Origin of the sequence: Neisseria sp. 19428wB4_WF04, assembly GCF_015235335.1 — a bacterium.
In the GTDB taxonomy this organism is placed as follows: domain Bacteria; phylum Pseudomonadota; class Gammaproteobacteria; order Burkholderiales; family Neisseriaceae; genus Neisseria; species Neisseria musculi.
Genome location: NZ_JADGLG010000005.1, coordinates 19286 through 37282, shown reverse-complemented (window position 1 = coordinate 37282; position 17997 = coordinate 19286). Strand labels below are relative to the sequence as shown.

The 17997-nt window shown below is 56.5% G+C and carries 13 protein-coding genes and 1 pseudogene; 6 read left to right on the top strand and 8 right to left on the bottom strand.

The features are described 5' to 3' along the window. Nucleotides 1-123 precede the first annotated feature (123 nt). On the top strand, nucleotides 124-285 hold the full coding sequence (locus IR141_RS02290) for a hypothetical protein (RefSeq protein ID WP_167742993.1): 162 nt from the start codon (nucleotides 124-126) through the stop codon (nucleotides 283-285). 109 nt (nucleotides 286-394) lie between these two features. Further along, nucleotides 395-1618, top strand: a pseudogene (locus IR141_RS02285) (DASS family sodium-coupled anion symporter); the annotation flags it as partial. A 299-nt stretch (nucleotides 1619-1917) separates the two neighbouring features. On the opposite strand, the gene IR141_RS02280 reads toward IR141_RS02285, so the two are convergent. The 6 genes from IR141_RS02280 to pxpB all read right to left on the bottom strand — a co-directional run bounded on the left by IR141_RS02280 (nucleotide 1918) and on the right by pxpB (nucleotide 8486). Next, nucleotides 1918-2649: a transferrin-binding protein-like solute binding protein gene (locus tag IR141_RS02280; protein ID WP_135034072.1), complete on the bottom strand. Its 732-nt coding sequence runs from the start codon at nucleotides 2647-2649 to the stop codon at nucleotides 1918-1920. A gap of 524 nt (nucleotides 2650-3173) precedes the next feature. Further along, entirely contained in the window at nucleotides 3174-4016 is an 843-nt protein-coding gene (locus tag IR141_RS02275) for a class II glutamine amidotransferase (protein ID WP_135034071.1), read from the bottom strand. Nucleotides 4017-4507: 491 nt separating this feature from the next. Beyond that, a complete protein-coding gene (locus tag IR141_RS02270) occupies nucleotides 4508-5701 on the bottom strand; it encodes an NRAMP family divalent metal transporter (RefSeq protein WP_135034070.1) in 1194 nt (397 codons plus the stop codon). A 475-nt stretch (nucleotides 5702-6176) separates the two neighbouring features. Then, on the bottom strand, nucleotides 6177-6914 hold the full coding sequence (gene pxpA / locus IR141_RS02265) for a 5-oxoprolinase subunit PxpA (protein WP_135034069.1): 738 nt from the start codon (nucleotides 6912-6914) through the stop codon (nucleotides 6177-6179). Beyond that, nucleotides 6904-7836 (bottom strand): biotin-dependent carboxyltransferase family protein, encoded by a 933-nt coding sequence (locus IR141_RS02260; protein WP_135034068.1) that lies wholly within the window; start codon nucleotides 7834-7836, stop codon nucleotides 6904-6906. Before IR141_RS02260 ends, pxpA begins: the two co-directional genes overlap by 11 nt. Continuing rightward, the gene (pxpB, locus tag IR141_RS02255; protein ID WP_135034067.1) at nucleotides 7833-8486 is read right to left on the bottom strand and encodes a 5-oxoprolinase subunit PxpB; all 654 of its coding nucleotides are present in this window, start codon (nucleotides 8484-8486) and stop codon (nucleotides 7833-7835) included. Before pxpB ends, IR141_RS02260 begins: the two co-directional genes overlap by 4 nt. Before the next feature lie 251 nt (nucleotides 8487-8737). Between pxpB and IR141_RS02250 the strand changes: the two genes are divergently transcribed. From IR141_RS02250 to IR141_RS02235, 4 genes are all read left to right on the top strand, one after another. Then, nucleotides 8738-9478 carry an excalibur calcium-binding domain-containing protein gene (locus IR141_RS02250; RefSeq protein WP_135034066.1) on the top strand — a complete coding sequence of 247 codons (741 nt, stop codon included), beginning with the start codon at nucleotides 8738-8740 and terminating at the stop codon, nucleotides 9476-9478. Nucleotides 9479-10408: 930 nt separating this feature from the next. Then, nucleotides 10409-12127, top strand: a complete 1719-nt coding sequence (gene argS, locus IR141_RS02245) for an arginine--tRNA ligase (RefSeq protein WP_135034065.1) — start codon at nucleotides 10409-10411, stop codon at nucleotides 12125-12127. 177 nt (nucleotides 12128-12304) lie between these two features. Next, nucleotides 12305-13237, top strand: a complete 933-nt coding sequence (locus IR141_RS02240; RefSeq protein ID WP_135034064.1) for a hypothetical protein — start codon at nucleotides 12305-12307, stop codon at nucleotides 13235-13237. Between the two features lie 657 nt (nucleotides 13238-13894). Beyond that, the gene (locus IR141_RS02235; protein ID WP_135034063.1) at nucleotides 13895-14074 is read left to right on the top strand and encodes a hypothetical protein; all 180 of its coding nucleotides are present in this window, start codon (nucleotides 13895-13897) and stop codon (nucleotides 14072-14074) included. Between the two features lie 25 nt (nucleotides 14075-14099). Here the strand turns inward: IR141_RS02235 and recG are convergent, their stop codons facing one another. Together recG and mgtE are read right to left on the bottom strand one after the other, a co-directional pair. Continuing rightward, nucleotides 14100-16139 (bottom strand): ATP-dependent DNA helicase RecG, encoded by a 2040-nt coding sequence (gene recG / locus IR141_RS02230; protein WP_135034062.1) that lies wholly within the window; start codon nucleotides 16137-16139, stop codon nucleotides 14100-14102. Nucleotides 16140-16277: 138 nt separating this feature from the next. After that, nucleotides 16278-17723 carry a magnesium transporter gene (gene mgtE, locus IR141_RS02225; protein WP_135034061.1) on the bottom strand — a complete coding sequence of 482 codons (1446 nt, stop codon included), beginning with the start codon at nucleotides 17721-17723 and terminating at the stop codon, nucleotides 16278-16280. Nucleotides 17724-17997 lie beyond the last annotated feature (274 nt).

Sequence of the window (17997 nt, the reverse complement as noted above, 5' to 3'; positions counted from 1 at the left end):
CGGTTGCGCAGAAATATGACAGAGACGGCCAAACTGCGGCAGGCGCAGCAAGCGGGTAAAAATTAAAACGTCAAGCGGCCGTTTGTTTTCAAAATACTTTCAGACGGTCGAAAGCGGCTGTGTTTGACTTGTTTGAAAAAGCATTTCAGACGGCTCCCGGAGCCGCTGTGCCGCAACATCCAAAGCACCCAAAACCAAAGGGAGCAGCTTTTTCAGACGGCCGAAACCGCTGCATTTGAAACCTTAAAAGCGTGTTTCAGGCGGCCGGAAATTGCGGCCATCTGAAAACCGAACCGAAAGCCGAAAATGCGCCTGCTGTTTGCCGCCCGGCCTACGCACGGCGCAGATAAAGTTTCCATTATATTTTTCGATACCTTGAAAGGAGATGTTGATTATGGGCTTCAAACCGATTCCCACGCTGGTTGCGCTGGCATTGGCTTTGGCTGTGTGGCTGGTGCCCGTACCGGACGGCGTGTCGGTGCAGGCGTGGCACCTGCTGGCACTGTTTGTGGGCATTGTGGCCGCCATTATCGGCAAAGCCATGCCCATCGGGGCGGTGGCGGTGATTGCCATCACGCTGGTTGCGCTCACCGGCATCACCGTGCCGGAAGTGGACCCCGAAACCGGCAAAGCTGTTGCCAAACCCGCTGCACAGGCCGCCAAAGATGCGTTAAGCAGTCTCAACAACCCGCTTATTTGGATGATAGGCGTGGCGATTATGATTTCGCGCGGCCTGCTCAAAACGGGCTTGGGCACCCGCTTCGGCTATATATTTATCGCCATCTGGGGCAAACGCACCCTCGGGGTGGCCTACAGCCTGGTGATTTCCGACCTGTTGCTGGCACCGGTTACACCCAGCAACACGGCACGCGGCGGTGCGATTGTGCACCCGGTGATGCGCGCGATTGCCTCCAGCTTCGATTCCGAGCCTGAAAACGGCACCGAAGGCCGCATCGGCAAATATTTGGCGCTGGTGAATTATCATGCCAATATTATTTCGTGTATGCTGTTCATCACCGCCAACGCACCCAACCCGCTGGTGGTGAAACTGATTGCCGAGGCCACCGGCTCGGAGATTTCGCTCACTTGGGGCACTTGGTTTGCCGCTATGGTGGTGCCGGGGATGGTGGCGATGATTCTGATGCCGCTGATACTGTTTTGGCTCTACACGCCCGAGATCAAACACACCCCCAACGCCACCGAACTGGCCAAACAAAAGCTCAGGGAAATGGGGGCAATGAGCCGCCACGAATGGATTATGCTCGGCATTTTCGGGCTGCTGCTGATATTGTGGGCAGGTATTCCTGCCATGATTTTCGGCAAGGCGGCCGAAGTGGATGCCGCCACCACCACCTTTATCGGCCTGAGCCTGCTGCTGCTCACCGGCGTGCTCACTTGGGATGATGTGCTTAAAGAAAAAAGCGCGTGGGACACCGTGGTTTGGTTTGCCGCGCTGGTGATGATGGCCACTTTTCTCAACAAACTGGGGCTGATCGGCTGGTTTTCAGGCATGTTGGAGAGCGGCATTTCCGGTCTCGGCTTAAACTGGATTGGCGGCTGCGCCCTGCTCACGCTGGCCTATATCTATTCGCACTATATGTTTGCCAGCGGCACCGCCCAACCGCAAAACGGCCAACCCTTTCCATTTGATTTCTACCGCATTCCAACAGATGCAGAACCGGGCAACCATCAGGCCGTCTGAAACGTTCAGACGGCTTCACCCGTTAATACTGCCGCCTGCCGCCGCGCAAAAGCGGGGAAGCCGCCCGGAGAGTGTGTTGGAAAAATAGAGTCTGTCTGAAAAATATGCTTAAAAATAATATGCTTGAAAAAACTTTTGGCGAATCTGTTAAAAAAGCCGTCTGAAAATTTCAGACGGCCTGATTCGGTTGAGGCATTAGGCTTTGCGCCGCAAACTCAGCGTGCGCCGCCGAATGCGCCGTTAGCGTTATCGGCAGTGTTACGGAACGTGCCGGTAACATAGGCGGCGTTATTGCCGTAGAAAGCACCTTTGGTTTCCACGCCGTTTTGGGTGCCGCTGAAAGTATTGCCGCTGATGCTGCCGCCGAATTTCAGTGATGCAGGGGCGGTGAAGGCTTCGTGTTTCTCAATGCCTGAAAGGGTAACATCGATTTTTTTCGCGGCAAAATCCACCAGGGCTTTGGAAGTTGCGGTGGTGTATTTGCCGTTCATGCCGTACACGGCTCTGCCGTCATAGGTGGCGGTGCCGCTTTGCGGCATATTGGCGGTGAGCTCGGTGCCTTGGGCGAACACTACGGTTTGGCCGTTAATTGTGCGGTTGCCGAAACGGGTGAGCGCGGAGCCGCCGGTGATTTCGCCGTTGTAGTTAAATATGCCGGCAGGGCCTATGGTGATGCTGCTGTTGGGGAACGCCGGGAAGAGGTCGATGGTTTGGCCGTTTACAACCAATTTTTTCAAATCGTTGGTGGTGGCACCCGAGATATACTGCACGCCGCCCACGGTGTTTTGGCCGACTCCCGGAGAGCCGGCACCGGGGTTGGCGGCGGAAGGCGGGGTGGGCGTGCTGCCGGTGTCGGGGCTGCCGCCGCCTCCGCCGCCGCAAGCGGCTAAAGCCAAAGCAGAGAAAACGGCCAAGGCAGGCAGGTTAATGTATTTTTTGCTCATCATTCCAGTCTCCTAAAAAAGTTTACAGGAAAGCCTCAAAGCAGCCGCCTTTTGGCTCAACCATAATGTTATCTTACTCTTTTGTAATGCATAAATCAATATTGCATATGTTTTTTAATTATCGGTATACGCCGGGCGCAGGCATCATGCGGGTTCGGCCGCTTTGCCGAGGGGCTGTATTGCCGGCGGCTGCCGCAAACCGGCTTCATTTCCGGCACAAGGCGGCAAACTGCGGGCAAAGCAGGCTGCACAAAACCGGCTCCGCCGCCGCCAAAAAAAGCAGATCCGCCATATTGCCCCTGCGGGCTGTGCCGCCCGGCAAAAAGGCCGTCTGAACAGATTTTCAGACGGCCAGAGGCCTTTTCAAAATTCATTCAGGCCGTCTGAAATATCCAACCATCGCCATTCCCGCACAGCGGGCTTGCGAAACCAATGGCGGGGCTGAAGCATTGCAGACGGCATTAAGATTTTTTTGCAAAGGTATCGGCCTTTGCAAACGGTTTCAAAATTTTAAACCGGGGCGTGCTTCAAACGCTCACGCCGGCCGCACGGGCAACAGCCAAGCCTTCTTCCACCGGCATATACACGGGATTTTCAGGCAGGCGGCGGCGCACAATATCGCCCCGGCGGAACATCACGAGCTCGTTTACGGCCAACTGCTGCCAGATTTCGTTGCCGGTGAGCGGCAGGGTGGCAATCACGGCCACTTTGTCGTTGGGAGTGGTAACGGCGGCAAAATCAACCTTCACATCATCGTCAATCAGGTGTGCCTCGCCAAACGGGGCTTTGCGCACGATATAGTGCAAAAGCGTGCTGGCGTGGGCAAACAGATATTCGCCGTCAGACATCACAAAATTAAACAGCCCGTGTGTGCGGATGGCGGCGGTTAAATCCGCCACCGCGTCAAACAGGGCATGTTCATCAGGCCGCTCGCAAAAGCGGCGGCGCAATTGTTCTAAAATATGGCAGAACGCGCGCTCCGAATCGGTGCTGCCCACCGCGCGGTAAAAACCGCCCTGTTCGGGAGCAAAGTTTTTCAGATGGCCGTTGTGGGCAAACAGCCAGTATCCGCCCCACATTTCGCGCATAAACGGGTGGGTGTTGGCCAGCGAAGTCTGCCCCTGCGTGGCTTTGCGGATATGGGCAACCACGTTTTCCGATTTGATTTGATAGGCCTTCACCAAATCGGCCACCGGCGAATCGGCGCTGGGTTTGTCGTCATGAAACAGGCGCACGCCCCGGCCTTCGAAAAAGCCGATGCCGAAACCGTCGGCGTGGTGGTCGGTGAGCCCGCCGCGCCGGCGGAAGCCTTCGAATGAAAACACGATGTCGGTAGGGGTGTTGCAGTTCATGCCGAGCAGTTGGCACATAATGTTTGCCTTATTGTTTTATAAAACATTACCGCCCCGCCGGGCGGCCGAAACGGTATTGTGGGGCAAAACGGCTTTTTTTAAAAGTGCCGCAGAATCCCCCTCTGCGCGGGCAAAACGGCCGGGCACAACAATTTGGCAAGGATACGGGAGACGGCCGGCGCAATATGGTTTGGCAAAACAACTGAGATTGCGGGCAAGGCAGCGGCGAAGCGGCATTGCCCAGCCGAAAGGCCGTCTGAAACTTTTTTCAGACGGCCTCAATTTCATTCCACGCCGCGCGCAATCCGCCGCATTGCCACCAACCAAAACACCGCATAGCGGCAAAGTGGCGGGGCTTGGTGCAATATGGTTTGACCAAGCAACCGGGGTTGCGGGCAAGGCAGCAGCAAGGCGGCATTAACCAGCCGAAAGGCCGTCTGAAACTTTTTTCAGACGGCCTGTGTTTCAAACGGCCTGTGGTGCCGGCAATCCTGCCCGGGGCGGCGGTTTCAACCGGCCAGGCCGCCGATATACCGCACCAGCGTGATGGCGCTCAACACCGCCATCAGCACCACCACCACGATGCCGGCGGCGGTCATCCATTTCGGGTGGCGGTAGGTGCCGACAATATCGGCGCGGTAGGCGGCCAACAGAATCAGGCCGAGCGAAATCGGCAGAATCAGGCCGTTGAGCGTGCCCACCAACACCAAAACCTGTGCGGGGCGGCCCACCGTGGCCAACACCAGCGTGGAAATCAAAATAAAGCCGATAATCCATCTGTTTTTGTTTTTCTCGATAGACGGACTCAAGCCGGCGATAAACGACACCGAAGTGTAGGCCGCGCCGATTACCGATGTAATCGAAGCCGCCCAAATCACCACACCGAAAATCAACAGCCCGGCGTGGCCGGCCGCATACTGAAAAGGCGTTGCCGCCGGGTTTTGCGGGTCGAGAGCCACACCTTGCGACACCACGCCCAACACGGCCAAAAACAGCACCATCCGCATCACCGAGGCAATCAGAATGGCCGACACCGAGCTTTTGTTTACTTCGGGCAGCGCATCCCTGCCCTTCACGCCGGCATCGAGCAGGCGGTGTGCGCCGGCAAAGGTGATGTAGCCGCCCACCGTGCCGCCCACCAGCGTAACGATGGCCACGGCATCGAGTTTTTCGGGCACAAACGTGCGCAGCGCGGCCTCGCCCAGCGGCGGCGAAGCGCGCCAGGCCACATAGAGCGTGAGCGCAATCATGATAAAGCCCATTATCTGCGCAAACTTATCCATCGCCCTGCCCGCTTCGCGGAACAGAAAAATGCCCACGGCGATGCCGCCGCTGACCATCGCGCCCGTTTCGGGCGAAAGCCCGGTGAGAATATTGATGCCCAGCCCCGCACCGCCGATATTGCCGATATTGAATGCCAGCCCGCCCATCACAATCAGCAGGGCGAGAAAATAACCCGCACCGGGAAACACGCGGTTGGCAATATCCTGCGCATATTGTTCCGACACGGCGATGATGCGCCAGATATTCAACTGCGCGCCGATGTCGAGCAGGATGGAAACCAGAATCACAAAGCCGAAGCTGGCCAGCAGGCTTTGCGTGAATGTGGCGGTTTGGGTGAGAAAACCCGGGCCGATGGCCGAAGTGGCCATTAAGAAAGCCGCGCCGATCAGCGCATTGCGGCGGTTAGAATTTGAGGGCATGATATTTCTCCTTGATTGTATTGCGGTTTGTTGCAACCATGTTTTCACGGTATGAATAAAACACAACCGTCTTATTTTGATATTTCGATGGGATAATGGTGTTTGAATCTCAACCTATGTTTATGATATTGACAGTATATAGGCCGTCTGAACCGGTATTGCCATTCCTACAGGCACTCTTTAAACCCAAAGTCGGGGGAAAGCCTGATAATTATTGAAAGTGCAAATAAAAAATATCAGGCTCCCCGGTAACTTTGCCGGCCAGCAGAATGAAAAGTACACAACACTCCGGCCTCTCGTGATTCCTATCTAAAACAAATGGTTTGCTTAACCAACTAAGTTCTTTGCAGCATCTGGACAAGCGGATAGCCGAAAGCGCCCGCAGACAATATTACAGCACCAGCGCTGCCTGCTGCTTTTTTATGTATTCTGTCTTAATGAATCCCGAAACCATAAAAGCCTCCAATCAAGCCTTTCAGACGGCCTTGACCGCAATGCCTTCCGCACACAAAGCCGCGCGGATTTTATCGGCAAACTCAAGGGCGTGCGCGCCGTCGCCGTGCAGGCAGATGCTGTCGGCCTGCACCGCTGCGCGGCTGCCGTCTGCCGTGGTTACGCTGCCTTCGCGCACCATCTGCAACACCTGCGCAATGGCTTCTTCATCGCTTTCTATTTGGGCATCGGGGCGGCTGCGCGGCACCAGCCTGCCGTCCGGCAGGTAGCGGCGGTCGGCGAACACTTCCGAAATCACGCCCAAACCCGCCGCCCTGCCCGCCTCCAGCAGCAGGCTGCCGGAAAGCGCCATCAGTTTCAAACCGGGGTTGAAACGGCGCACGGTGTCGGCCACAGCCTCCGCCAATGCGGCATCGGCAGCGGCTTGGTTGTATAGCGCGCCGTGCGGCTTCACATAGGCCGTCTGAACGCCTGCCGCATCACACAATGCCTGCAGTGCGCCGAGCTGGTATTGCAGGCAGGCGCGCAGCTCGGCGGCAGGCAGCGTCATCGCGGTGCGGCCGAAATTTTCGCGGTCGGGGTAGCCGGGATGCGCCCCCACGCGCACACCGTATTGCTTTGCCCAGGCAAGCGCGCGCTGCATGTCTGCGGCACTGCCCGCGTGCAGGGCGCAGGCGATGTTTGCCGATGACACCCGCTGCATCAATGCGCCGTCATTGCCGCAGCCTTCGGCCAAATCGGCGTTCAAATCAACATACATTTTCGGCTATCCTTTTAATCTGGTTTAAATAAGCCTGATTGCGGCGTTGCAGTTGCGCGGCTTCATGCGGTGCAATCATTCTGAAGAAGATTTTGCTGCCAAAGCGGATTTGTGCCAGCCGCCCCAAATCGGCCGCTGCCACACAGGCAATTTTCGGATAGCCGCCGGTGGTTTGCGCATCGGCCATCAGAATAATCGGCTTGCCGCCCGGCGGCACCTGCACCGTGCCGAACTGTACGGCGTGCGACAGCATTTCGAGCGGCTCTGCCAATTCGAGCGTTTCGCCTTCGAAGCGGTAGCCCATGCGGTTGCTGCCGCTTTGCAGCGTCCACGCGTTCTGCCACAGCACAGAATGCGAGCGGCGGGTGAATGCGCCGTATTCCGATGAAGGCAGCGCGTGGATGCGGTGTGAAGGCGTGGGCGGCGCAATCCCCACACAGCGGGCTTGCGCACCGCTGCGCCGCAGCAGCGGCACTTCATCTCCTTTGCGCAGACACCGCCCCTCAAAGCCGCCGAAACCCGCCCTCAAATCGGTGCTGCGCGAACCGAGCACCTGCGGCACATTGAAACCGCCCTGCACACACAAATAGCCATACATGCCCTGCACGGCGCGTATCAGTTTCAGCGTCTGCCCTTTGTGCGCGGTATAACGCCAATAAGAATAAACCGGCTCTCCCCCGAGCTGCGCCTCGTAAACCGCACCGGTGATGCAGAAAGGCGTATCGCGGTCAAACGAAACACTCATGCCGCCCAAAGCAATTTCCACCGCCGCCGCCCCTTCGGGATTGCCCAGCAGCAGATTGCCCGCGCGCAGCGACAGCGTATCGATTGCGCCCGCATGGCCGATGCCGTAGCGGCGCAAACCGTAACGCCCCAAATCCTGGATGTGGGCCATTGCCTGAGCCTCAGCCACATACATCATAGCAAAATCCTTTCTGCCACAAACTCAACCGTATCACCCGCTGCCAGCAGGGTGGGCGGGTCGGCATCCAGCCTGAACAGCGGAGCATCGGTGCGGCCGATAACCTGCCAGCCGCCGGGCGAAGCAAACGGATACACGCCCGTTTGGCTGCCGCCTATGCCCACCGACCCGGCCGGTACTTTGATACGCGGCACGGCGCGGCGCGGCGTGTGCAGGGTTTCCGGCAGCCCGCCCAAATAGGGAAACCCCGGCTGGAAACCCATCATAAACACCGTATAAACAGGCTCGGTGTGGCGGCGCACAATCTCTTCGGGGGAAGTTTGGTGGAAAGCCGCCACCTCGGCCAAATCTTCGCCGAACTCGCCGCCGTAAACCACGGGGATACGCACATGCCGGCCTTGTTTGCCCCTGCCCGCGCCGGTTTGCGCCCACAATGTGCAAAGGCCGTCTGAAAACGCCTGCAAATCGGTATCCGGGCGCACAAACACCGTTAAATTGTTCATACCCGTTACCGCCTCTTCTGTTTCAGGCAGAGCCTGCACCGCATCGGCAAACGCCCACAACCGCTGCTGTTTCGGCAACTCCGCAGGCGGCGTCAACACACAGGCCAGCGCAGATTCGCTGATTGGAACAATCTCGATTGCAGACATAACCATCACCGTATTCTGTTTTGTAGTTTCATGTAGTAATTTTATATTAACCTTTTCAATAGGTTTGTCAAGGCCGTCTGAAAAAACGTTTCACTCCCCTTAAAATAACTAAAAAAATGATGTGTTTTAAACCGCTTTCCTTTAAAATAGCGCAATTGCATAACAACGGCAGGGCCGGTTCAAACCGATGCAGGGCGGCTTGCAAAACCGCTCTTTGAATCTCCTGCCAAACAATATAAAAAAGGGAAAATATGCGTTACCACGGCACCATCATGCGCTGGGACTACGAACTCGGCTTCGGCTTTATCAAAGAAGAACAAACCAAAGCGGAAATCTTCGCCCATATCGGCGAATTTGAAACCGAAAATCCGCCGCCGAGAGACGGCGAAACCGTATCGTTTGAAATCGTCAGCAACCAGCACGGCACCGAAGAAGCCAAAAACATCGAATACCTCAACCGCCGCCGCAAGCCTGCCGCCGCTGCGGCCAAACCAGACGAAAGCTCCCCAAAAAACCTGAACCGCTGGCTCGCCGGCATGGCCGCCGCGTTGGTCGGCATCCCCCTGCTCGGTGCCGCCGGCTATTACGGCTTGGATTATTGGCAGACCTACCGCGCCGGCCAAACCAACAACGCCGTTGTGGTAGACGAAGTTGCCGAAAAAATGCTGGCCGAACGCCGAGCCTGGAAAGAAGCGGTGGAGGCAACCGAAAAACGCCGCAGCCCGAAAGCGGCGGCACAGGCCGCCGTAACAACCGCCTTCACCTGCGACGGCAGGGAACACTGCTCGCAAATGAAGTCTTACGAAGAAGCCGAATTCTTTTTGAACCACTGCCCCAATGTCAAAATGGACGGCGATAAAGACGGCATTCCCTGCGAAGAACAATTTGCTGCCGAAATCAGCCGCGAATCGGCCAAACGCGCCGGCGAAGCCGATAAAGGCTTGAAATGGTTTGACGATCATATCGGGGATCAAAACCGGCGCAAACCGTAACCACCGCCCGCCCGGTGCAGCGGCACCCCGAAAATCTGCACAGGCCGTCTGAAAGCCGTCTGCCCGCTTTCAGACGGCCTGAAGCATTGATAAGCCGTTGCCGACATCTTAAAACACCCGCTCCCGCCCAAGCCTTTATCCGATATTTTTTGCTTTTCAAAACCCGATAAAAAAGCATGCCAAAAGCGGCAGTGTCCGATTCAAGTTTCGGATAAGGAACACTTTTCCTACCGCAAACCCACTCATTTCCGATATACAACGGCCGGTCGGAAACACCGTCAGTCAAACCGGTTCTGCTGCCTTGCAGCGGCTAGCCAAACCGTTCTCTCCGAGCTCAAGCGCCGCATCATGAAGAAAACCTGCTGCCGCCCTTTCAGACGGCCTTGAAGCCTGTGCCAAACCCAAAGAAACACCACCAAACGTTTTTTCGCCCGCCATTCCGGCGGTAGAAGTTCATATCTAAAAAAAGAAGAAAACATTTGATTTCAGCAATTTGAAAAATTCAAGCCAGATTTTCGCCTGCACGGAAGCGCAATGGGCTTACGAAACTGATAACCGTATTCCGGCCTTTCAGACGGCCTATTGAGATATTTTTACAAAAGTCTCCCGCAGTGCCGTTACCGGCCGGGGGTACAGACCGTGTGGGAGTATTGCAGAGCCGGAGATTTTCAGACGGCTCCAACTTACGATTATATTTTTGATGATAACGGCAAGGTATAGCAGAGTCGTAAATTTTCAAACGGAGCCAACCGCCTGCGCAAAACTGCCGCCCTTCCGTGCCGCCGCCCGCCCGAAAAAAGCCGCACTCCTGTGGGAAAAGCTACAATCCCGCGCTGATTTCTTTTAAAATAACGCCCGAACCCGCAGGCCGTTTCAGACGGCCTTCACCTATTTAATCTATCTGGTTTAATCTATTTGGGCATAATTTAAATGAACCTACACCAAACCGTTTCCCGGCAAGCCGAACAAGCCTTTGCCGCTGCCGGTATTGCCGGCGCCCCGGTGATTTTGCAGCCCACCAAAAACACCGATTTCGGCGATTTCCAAATCAACGGCGTGATGGGCGCGGCCAAGCAGGCCGGGCAGAACCCGCGCGAATTGGCGCAGAAAGTGGCCGCCGCGCTCGCAGGCAGCCCCATAATCGACAGTGCCGAAGTGGCCGGCCCCGGCTTTATCAATCTGCGCCTGAGTGCGGACTTTCTGGCCAAAAACCTTCAGACGGCCTTAAACAGCACGCGTTGCGGCGTGGCCGAAGCAGCAAACAGGCAAACCGTGGTCATCGACTATTCATCACCCAATCTCGCCAAAGAAATGCATGTCGGCCATTTGCGCTCCAGCATCATCGGCGACAGCATCGCCCGCATTCTCGGCTTTTTGGGGCACAGCGTTATCCGCCAAAACCATGTCGGCGACTGGGGCACCCAGTTCGGCATGCTGGTGGCCTATATGGTCGAACGGCAGCAACACAACAGCGGATTCCAACTTTCTGATTTGGAACAATTTTACCGCAACGCCAAAGTGCGCTTCGATGAAGACGCCGCCTTTGCCGACACCGCCCGCGAATATGTGGTGAAGCTGCAAAGCGGCGATGAAGCCGTGCTGGCTTTATGGAAGCAGTTTGTCGAGATTTCCCTGCGCCACGCGCAAAATGTGTACGACACACTGGGCTTGCTGCTCACCCCCGCAGATGTGGCGGGCGAATCGATTTATAACGGTGATTTATACAATATCATCAACGAATTGGGCGAAAAAGGCCTGGCGGTGGACGATAACGGAGCCAAAGTGGTGTTTCTCAACGAATTCAACAATCAAGACGGCAATCCCACCGCCTTTATCGTGCAGAAACAAGGCGGCGGCTTTCTCTATGCCACCACCGATTTGGCCTGTGTGCGCTACCGTGTCGGCCGTCTGAAAGCCGACCGCCTGATCTATGTGGTCGATACCCGCCAAAAACTGCATTTCGAGCAGCTCTTTGTTACCGCCCGCAAAGCCGGCTGGCTGCCCGAAAACGTGCAGGCCGACTTTATCGGCTTCGGCACCATGATGGGCAAAGACGGCAAACCGTTCAAAACCCGCTCGGGCGACACGGTAAAACTGGCCGAACTGCTCAGCGAAGCGGTGGAACGCGCCACCGCCCTGGTTCGGCAGAAAAACAGCAGCCTGGGCGCGCAGGAAGCAGCGGAAATCGGCCGCACTGTCGGCATCGGCGCAGTGAAATACGCCGATTTGAGCAAAAACCGCACCAGCGATTATATGTTTGACTGGGATTTGATGCTCAACTTCGAAGGCAACACCGCGCCCTACCTGCAATATGCCTACACCCGCGTACAAAGCGTGTTCCGCAGAGCCGGAGAATGGGATAAAACCGCCGCTTTAACCTTAAACCAACCGCTCGAAAAACAATTGGCGGTGGAGCTGCTGAAATTTGAAGACGTGCTGCAAAATGCCGCCGACACATCCTACCCGCATTATCTGGCTGCTTATCTCTATCAAGTGTCCGCACTGTTTTCCCGTTTTTACGAAGCCTGCCCGATTCTGAAAGCCGAGGGCCAAACCCGCAACACCCGCCTGCAGCTGGCGGCATTAACCGGCGAAACGTTGAAACAGGGTTTGCAACTGTTGGGTATCGAAACTTTGGAAGTGATGTAGGCCAAGCCCTAAAAATACAACAACCACAATCACAACCGGCGTGATTCTGAAATTTATACAACATATTTATACGGAAAGCGTATAATATTAATATGTTAAACATAAACCGTAAGAATGATGCCGGTTTTCTTTTTTTCTTTTATTTCAAAGCATTGATTTAATCAAAAGGACATTACGATGAAAACGACACTCCATCGGAAATACCTACCGGCCTTATTGGCCGCGCTGGCATTGTCTGCCTGCGGCAGCGGCGGTTCCAAGCCGACCGCCATGCCCCAGCCCAATCCCAAAACAGCGCAACCCGCACCGCCCGTAGCGAAGCAGCCCGAAGAACCACCCGTGGCAAAACAACCCGAACCGCCCGTGGCTGCGCCCGAACAGCCCAACCCGCAACCGCCGGCACAGCAAGAGCATATGCCCGAAACCGATGCCGAAGTATTCAAGCACCTGCAACTGCGCACGCAAAACGGCATCGAAGGCGAAGATTTAATGAAACTGGTATTGAACGACCGCGATAAAAAAATCGAATTGACCCTGCTCAACCATGAAAACCAATTCATCAAACATGAAGCCAGAACCCTGCGCGACAGCGCGGGCGGCTTAATCGGCTATTACGGCTATGCCCTGGTGAACAAGCCGCTGAAAAACGACTTCGGCGAGTATGACGGCTCGCAGCAGCTTTATTTCGGCCTGCTGGATGCCGATGAAAGCAAACGCCAACGCCCCGAAGGCTTGGAAGAAATCAGCTATCGGGGCAATATGCTTTACCGCTACCGCGCCGCCCCTGCCGAAATTCTGGAAGCAGACGTTTCCGCGCGCTATTACGGCAAAGAAAAAACCATGTCTCTCAACATTCACGACCGCAACGGCGGCTTATGGACGCTGCACCGAGAGCGTGCGGCCAACAGCAGCAACCGAGTGGCGGTAGACGAACGGGGCGCTGTTGCCGGCCATCTGTTTTTCAGCGGCTCGGACGGCGGCAGGCGGGAATTCAACGGCACATTCAACGGCGGTCTCTACGGCCGCAACGGCAGCGTGCTCACCGGCCACGCATCACACGAAGGCCGAAACGCATGGGAAGGCGTGGTGGGTGCAAAAGCCGCCCAATAAGCGGGGGCTTGAGTCGAAAACCACCGCTCCGCCGGCAAAGGCCGTCTGAAAAGCATGTAAACATGCACCCCGTTTCTTGGGTGCAATATAAGGCCGTCTGAACAGATTTTCAGACGGCCTTTTTTGGGAAAATACCCGCCGTAACGGCATCAAGCCGTTTCCCAAATCTTTCAGACGGCCTCAGATGCAGAAAACCCCGCATCGTTTACACTTTTCCGTTTTCTGCCCGAAGGCCCGTTTTGGCGTTTCGAAAGGCCACAAATGCCCGAAAACGCAGCAAAGCCGCGTAATGCTTAAAAAGCCGAAAATCACGAACCGCCCCGGGCCGTTTGAAAACACAGGCCGTTTGGTATAAAAAATGTAAACCACCCGGCTTTTGCAATACTTCAGGCCGTCTGAAAAATCTGCATCGGGCAGATTGTTCAGACGGCCTGCGGCTTTCGCAATATTCAAAAAAACATCACAAAAAATTTATCTGCCGCCAGAAGCTTCCCAAGTCCGCCGCACCTTCGCCGCCGGCGGAATGGCAAAGCAAATAACGTTATCCGTTTTCAGACGGCATTCAGAGATTTTTGCAAAAACCTCAGCGGGGTTTGGGTACTAAACAGCCGACCCGGCACACGGGGTAACCGTGTGCCGTACGGCGGCCTTTCTGTCATGCCCGTGCTGCCGCGCTGCAAACCTTATCCGCATCAAAAAACTTCAGGCCGTCTGAAAGATTTGCATCGGCAGGCTTTTTCAGACGGCTCAGACCCTTTCAACATTCAAAACACGGCGAAAAATTTATCCGCCCCGCCGCCTGCCCGCAACCCCCAATCCCCTGCCCTGCTTGATTGAACACACCGGGCTGCCCCGGCGCCGCTCACACCCCCAAATACCCTTCCCTGCTCGAGAGCCAGCGGTTTAAATGTGCTTCAACGATGTCCGGCCGCTCTTCAATCAGCAGGGCGGCGGTTTCGCGGGCTTGCTCTAAAAGCTGCAAATCTTCTTCAAGATTGGCAAAGCGCAGCATGGGCACACCGCTTTGGCGGGCGCCGAGAAATTCTCCGGGGCCGCGTATGGTTAAATCTTGGCGGGCGATTTCAAAGCCGTCTGTGTGCTCGTAAATCACTTTCAGGCGCGCTTTGGCCAAGTCGCTCAATGGTTCGGCAAACAGCAGCACGCAGGAGCTGGCGGCGGCGCCGCGCCCCACCCTGCCGCGCAGTTGGTGCAGTTGCGCCAGGCCCATGCGCTCGGCGTGCTCAATCACCATCAGGCTGGCGTTGGGCACGTCCACGCCCACTTCAATCACGGTGGTGGCCACCAACACATTCAGACGGCCTGAGATAAATTCAGCCATCACGGCGGCTTTTTCGGCAGGTTTCATGCGCCCGTGCACCAGGCCGATGTTCAGTTCGGGCAAGGCCGTCTGAAGTGTTTGCAGGGTTTCGGTGGCGGTTTGCAGTTGCAGGGTTTCGCTTTCTTCAATCAGCGGGCAAACCCAATAGGCCTGCTGTCCTTTTTTGCATGCGCCCAACACCAGCCCTTCCACTTCGGCGCGGCGCGCGCTGTTCACCAGGCGGGTTTTAATCGGGGTGCGGTTGGGCGGCAGCTCGTCAATCACCGAAACATCAAGGTCGGCGAAAAAGCTCATGGCCAGCGTGCGCGGAATGGGGGTGGCCGACATCATCAGTTGGTGCACATCCTGCCCTTTGTTTTTTAAGGCCAAACGCTGCGCCACGCCGAAACGGTGCTGCTCATCGACAATCACCAAACCGAGATTTTGAAATTCAACATCGTCTTGAAACAGGGCGTGTGTGCCGACTGCGATTTGGGTGAGGCCGTCTGAAATGGCGGCTTTATTGGCTTCTTTGGCCTTTTTGCGCTGGCTGCCGGAGAGCCATGCCACGCTCAAACCCAGCGGCTCGAACCATTGTTTGAACTTGGCGTAATGCTGTTCGGCCAGAATTTCAGTGGGCGCCATCACCGCCACCTGGCATCCTGCCTCAACGGCGGTGAGTGCCGACAGCGCGGCCACGATGGTTTTGCCGCTGCCCACATCGCCTTGCAGCAGGCGGTGCATGGGGTGGGGCTGCTGCATATCGGTGCGGATTTCGGCCAATACGCGCTGCTGGGCGGCGGTAAGCGCAAACGGCAGCGCGGCGAGCAGTTTGTGCGACCATTCGCCCGTGCCGCGCAAAGGCCCGGCCTGCCCGCTGATGCGTTTCTGCCGCGCCAGCCGCATCGAAAGCTGCTGCGCAAGCAACTCGTCAAACTTCAACCGCTGCCAGGCGGGCAGGGTGCCGTCTGAAAGCTGCCGAACGGTGAAACTCGGCGGCGGCGCGTGCAGCAGGCGCAGGCTTTCGGCCAAATGCGGCAGTTTCAGACGGCCTAATAATTCGTTTGGCAGGGTATCGTGAAGGGGAATGCTGTCTAAGGCCGCCTGAACGATGCGGCGCAGCGTGGGCTGGTTAAGGCCGTTAACGGTGGGATACACGGGCGTGAGGCTTTCGGCCAGGCTGCTGCTTTCGGCATCGCGTATTTTCGGGTGTATCATCTCATCGCCGTAAAACCCGTGTTTGATTTCGCCCACCGCGCGGATGCGTTTGCCTGCCGCGAGCTGCTTTTGATGGCCGGGGTAAAAATGGATAAAGCGCAGATGCAGCACGCTGCCCGAACCATCGCGTATCTGCACAACCAACTGTTTGCGCGGTTTAAACTGCACTTCTTGATGAACCACCTCTCCTTCAACTTGACACGGCGTGCCAAGCGGCGCATCGGCAATCGGCATGATGTGTGTTTCGTCTTCATAGCGCAGCGGCAGGTGCAGCACCATGTCCCACGGCGTGCAAAGATTGAGCTTGGCGAGCCTCTTGGCGGCGGCATCGTTGATTTTGAGCAGCTTTTGGTGTTCGGGGTTCATATACGGTGAATCCAATGAATTGAAAGCGGCAGGCGCGGCCATTTTAAATGATTTTTCATTGCCAACGGTATCCGCAGGGTATAGAAAAGGCCGTCTGAAAATAGGCTTTCAGACGGCCTTTTGCCCGCCATGCGTGCATCACAATAAAAACATCGTTGCCAGCCCCAGAAAAATCAGAAAGCCGCCCGAGTCGGTTACCGCAGTAATCAGCACCGAACTGCCCAGCGCGGGGTCGCGGCCGGCTTTCTCCATCGCCACCGGAATCAGCACCCCCACCGTAGCCGCAAGCAGCAGATTGAGCGTCATCGCGGCCACCATCACGAAGCCTATGCCTGCGCTGCTGTAGAGCAGCCATGCAACCACGCCCATCACCGTGCCCCAAATCAGGCCGTTTACCAGCGCCACGCCCACTTCTTTTTTCAGCAGCCGCCGCGCCTGCACGCCGGAAATCTGCCCCACCGCCATTGCGCGCACAATCATGGTGATGGTTTGGTTGCCCGAGTTGCCGCCTATACCCGCCACAATCGGCATCAGCGCGGCCAGTGCCACGATTTTTTCGATGCTGCCCTCAAACGCGCCGATAACGCGGCTGGCAACAAAGGCCGTGCACAGATTCACGGCCAGCCACACCCAGCGGTTTTTCACCGAATCCCAAATCGGCGCAAACAGGTCTTCCTCTTCCTGCAAACCGGCCATGTTCAACATATCGGCTTCGCTCTCTTCGCGGATAACGTCTACCATCTCATCGATGGTGATGCGGCCGATCAGCTTTTGGTTTCCGTCCACTACCGGGGCGGTTACCAAATCGTAACGCTCGAACGCCTGCGCGGCTTCTTCAACATCGTCTTCGGGGCTGAAGCGCACCACATCGGTGGCCATCACGTTTTCCACCTGCTCTTCGGGGTCGGCCACCAAGAGCTTGCGTATCGGCAGCACGCCCTGCAGCACATCGTTTTCATCTACCACGAAAATTTTATCGGTGTGGTCGGGCAGCCTCTCAAAACGGCGCAGGTAGCGCAACACCACTTCGCAGGCCACATCGGCACGGATACTCACCAGCTCGAAGTCCATAACCGCGCCAACCCGGCCGTCTGCATACGACATCGCCGCCTGCACCTGCGCGCGCTCTTGGGCATCGCGGGTTTGCAGTGCTTCATACACCACCTGGTGCGGCAGGCCGTCTGCCAGCTCGGCCAACTCGTCTGCGTCCAAATCGTCAACGGCGGCGAGCAGCTCTTCTTTGTCCATCGACTCGATCAGCGTTTCGCGCACCGCATCGGAAACTTCCAGCAGCACTTCGCCGTCTTCTTCGGGCGAGGCCAGGTGCCACACCATCGAGCGTTCTTTGGGCGGCAGCGATTCGAGCACCGCCGCCACATCGGCAGGGTGCAGCTCGTGCAGCACGGCAATCAACTCGACCAACCAGGCGTTTAAGGTTTCGTCTTCAACCGGCAGATTGTTTTCAATCTGCTCGGCAACGGGCAGCAGCACTTCGGCAAGCGCGTGCACGCGTTCGATGTCGAGCGGCACCCGTGCGGCTTTGTCTGTTTCGGCAGTTTCGGGGGAATTTGCTTCGATGCTCATAAATACTCCGCCCGCCTGAAGCGCGGGGGCAGTATTCGGGCGGGATGGTTAAACGGTGGGTTTGTGTGTTGCGGGTGATGGATGGGGAAGTTCCATGATGCGTGCCTGAAGCATGCAGGCAGGTGGTTGGAAACGGCGCGTATTCTACACCTTTTCAGACGGCCTTACCAAGATTTACAGAAACGGCAGTAAAATAAACCGATTTTCCCCGGCAGTTTTAACAGCACCGCCCAAGATAGGAAACATCATAGACAAACCAAAATGGTTGAAAGAA

What these genes read in the sequence shown, in the direction of transcription:
- IR141_RS02280 (WP_135034072.1), bottom strand. Translation starts at nt 2,649, where the DNA reads ATGATGAGCAAAAAATACATTAACCTGCCTGCCTTGGCCGTTTTCTCT.
- IR141_RS02275 (WP_135034071.1), bottom strand. Translation starts at nt 4,016, where the DNA reads ATGTGCCAACTGCTCGGCATGAACTGCAACACCCCTACCGACATCGTG.
- IR141_RS02270 (WP_135034070.1), bottom strand. Translation starts at nt 5,701, where the DNA reads ATGCCCTCAAATTCTAACCGCCGCAATGCGCTGATCGGCGCGGCTTTC.
- pxpA (WP_135034069.1), bottom strand. Translation starts at nt 6,914, where the DNA reads ATGTATGTTGATTTGAACGCCGATTTGGCCGAAGGCTGCGGCAATGAC.
- IR141_RS02260 (WP_135034068.1), bottom strand. Translation starts at nt 7,836, where the DNA reads ATGATGTATGTGGCTGAGGCTCAGGCAATGGCCCACATCCAGGATTTG.
- pxpB (WP_135034067.1), bottom strand. Translation starts at nt 8,486, where the DNA reads ATGTCTGCAATCGAGATTGTTCCAATCAGCGAATCTGCGCTGGCCTGT.
- IR141_RS02250 (WP_135034066.1), top strand. Translation starts at nt 8,738, where the DNA reads ATGCGTTACCACGGCACCATCATGCGCTGGGACTACGAACTCGGCTTC.
- argS (WP_135034065.1), top strand. Translation starts at nt 10,409, where the DNA reads ATGAACCTACACCAAACCGTTTCCCGGCAAGCCGAACAAGCCTTTGCC.
- IR141_RS02240 (WP_135034064.1), top strand. Translation starts at nt 12,305, where the DNA reads ATGAAAACGACACTCCATCGGAAATACCTACCGGCCTTATTGGCCGCG.
- IR141_RS02235 (WP_135034063.1), top strand. Translation starts at nt 13,895, where the DNA reads ATGCCCGTGCTGCCGCGCTGCAAACCTTATCCGCATCAAAAAACTTCA.
- recG (WP_135034062.1), bottom strand. Translation starts at nt 16,139, where the DNA reads ATGAACCCCGAACACCAAAAGCTGCTCAAAATCAACGATGCCGCCGCC.
- mgtE (WP_135034061.1), bottom strand. Translation starts at nt 17,723, where the DNA reads ATGAGCATCGAAGCAAATTCCCCCGAAACTGCCGAAACAGACAAAGCC.